The organism is Rhodococcus sp. T2V (genome assembly GCF_029269925.1).
Taxonomy (GTDB): domain Bacteria; phylum Actinomycetota; class Actinomycetes; order Mycobacteriales; family Mycobacteriaceae; genus Rhodococcus_F; species Rhodococcus_F koreensis.
Map to the genome: position 1 here is coordinate 1 of NZ_JARJBD010000236.1, position 2713 is coordinate 2713.

Below are 2713 nucleotides of genomic sequence, written 5' to 3' on the forward strand. Positions count from 1 at the left end.
TGAGGGTGTTGCGTCGTATCTGCCGGATATCGATCCGGATGAGACCACGGAGTGGTTGGAGTCGTTCGATGGTTTGTTGGACCGGTCCGGTCCGACTCGTGCCCGGTATCTGATGTTGCGGATGCTCGAGCGGGCCGGGGAGAAGCACGTCGCTCTGCCGGCGTTGACGTCGACCGATTATGTGAACACCATCCCGACGGAGAACGAGCCGTGGTTCCCCGGCGACGAGGAGGTCGAGCGCCGGTACCGGGCGTTCATCCGGTGGAACGCGGCGGTGATGGTGACCCGCGCGCAGCGCCCGGGGGTGGGGGTCGGTGGCCACATCTCCACTTACGCCTCCTCCGCGGCCCTGTACGAGGTGGGGTTCAACCACTTCTTCCGCGGCAAGGACCATCCCGGCGGCGGCGATCAGATCTTCATCCAGGGCCACGCCTCCCCCGGCATCTACGCGCGCGCGTTCCTGGAGGGGCGGATCCCGGCGGAGCGGATGGACGGGTTCAGGCAGGAACACTCGCACACCGACCAGGGTGGTGGGTTGCCGTCGTACCCGCACCCGCGGCTGCTGCCGGATTTCTGGGAGTTCCCGACGGTGTCGATGGGCCTGGGCCCGATGAACGCGATCTACCAGGCGCGGTTCAACCATTACCTGCACGACCGCGGCATCAAGGACACCGCCGACCAGCACGTGTGGGCGTTTTTGGGTGACGGGGAGATGGACGAACCCGAATCCCGGGGCCTGGCGCATGTGGCGGCCACCGAGGGCCTCGACAATCTCACCTTTGTGGTGAACTGCAACCTGCAGCGCCTCGACGGCCCGGTCCGCGGCAACGGCAAGATCATCCAGGAGTTGGAGTCGTTCTTCCGCGGCGCCGGCTGGAACGTGATCAAGGTGGTCTGGGGCCGCGAGTGGGATGCGTTGTTGCACGCGGACCGGGACGGTGCCCTGGTCAATTTGATGAACGTCACCCCGGACGGCGACTACCAGACCTACAAGGCCAACGACGGCGGATACGTGCGTGAGCACTTCTTCGGCCGGGACCCGCGGACGAAGGAGTTGGTGGCGAACCTGTCCGATCAGGACATCTGGAACCTCAAACGCGGCGGCCACGACTACCGCAAGATCTACGCCGCGTACGCGGCGGCGATGGCGCACAAGGGTCAGCCGACGGTGATCCTGGCGCACACCATCAAGGGCTACACCCTGGGCAAGCACTTCGAGGGCCGCAACGCCACCCACCAGATGAAGAAGCTGACCCTCGATGATCTGAAGAATTTCCGGGACCTGCAGCGGATCCCGATCTCCGACGAAGAGTTGGAGCGGGACCCGAAGATGCCGCCGTACTACCACCCCGGTGCGGATGCCCCGGAGATCCAGTACATGCTCGACCGGCGCCGGGCGCTGGGCGGGTTCCTGCCGCAGCGGCGGACCGCGGCGGCGCCGTTGCCGCAGCCGGCGGACTCGACCTACGACGTGGTCCGCAAGGGCTCCGGGAAGCAGCAGGTCGCGACCACCATGGCGTTGGTGCGGATCATCAAGGAGTTGTTGCGGGACAAGGAAATCGGGAAGCGGATCGTGCCGATCATCCCGGACGAGGCCCGCACCTTCGGGATGGACTCCTGGTTCCCCTCGTTGAAGATCTACAACCGCAACGGGCAGCTGTACACGGCGGTCGATGCGGAGCTGATGCTGGCGTACAAGGAGTCCGAGATCGGGCAGATCCTGCACGAGGGCATCAACGAGGCCGGCTCGACGGCCTCGTTCACCGCGGTCGGCACCTCCTACGCCACCCACGGTGAGCCGATGATCCCGCTGTACATCTTCTACTCGATGTTCGGGTTCCAGCGCACCGGCGACGGCCTGTGGGCCGCGGCCGATCAGATGGCCCGCGGGTTCGTGCTCGGTGCCACCGCCGGCCGCACCACCCTGACCGGGGAAGGGCTGCAGCACGCCGACGGGCACTCGCTGCTGCTGGCCGCGACCAACCCGGCCGCCGTCGCCTACGACCCGGCGTTCTCCTACGAGATCGCGCACATCGTCAAGGACGGGCTGCGCCGGATGTACGGCGGCACCGACGGCGTGGACGGGTTCGGTGGCGAGGACATCTTCTACTACATCACCCTCTACAACGAGCCCTACACCCAACCCGCCGAACCGCAGAACCTGAACGTCGACGGCCTGCTCAAGGGCCTGTACCTGTTCAAGAAGTCCGAAACCTCGGGACCGAAGGCGCAGATTCTGGTCTCCGGCGTCACCATGCCCGAGGGGCTGCGGGCGCAGCAGCTGCTCGCCGACGAGTGGGGTGTGGCCGCCGACGTGTGGTCGGTCACCTCCTGGGGTGAGCTGCGCCGCGACGGCATCGAATCCGAGCAGCAGGCGCTGCGGGACCCGGGCACCGACGCCCCGCTGCCCTACGTCACCCAGGCGCTGTCGGATGCGGCCGGCCCGTTCGTGGCGGCCTCGGACTGGATGCGCGCCGTCGCCGACCAGATCCGCCAGTGGGTCCCCGGCTCGTACACCACCCTCGGCACCGACGGATTCGGGTTCTCCGACACCCGCCCCGCCGCCCGCCGGTACTTCAACGTCGACGCCGAATCCATCGTCGTCGCCGTCCTGTCCGCCCTCGCCGGCGAAGGCACCCTCGACCGCTCCAAGGCCGTCGAAGCCGCCACGAAGTACCGCATCGACGACGTCCGCGCCGCCGCCGTCTCCTAC

At 67.3% G+C, this 2713-nt stretch carries 1 protein-coding gene; it reads left to right on the forward strand.

The features are described from left to right. Window positions 1-2713 (forward strand): pyruvate dehydrogenase (acetyl-transferring), homodimeric type (aceE, locus tag P3H15_RS53485; RefSeq protein ID WP_276144741.1); only part of this gene is annotated, 2713 nt, incomplete at both ends.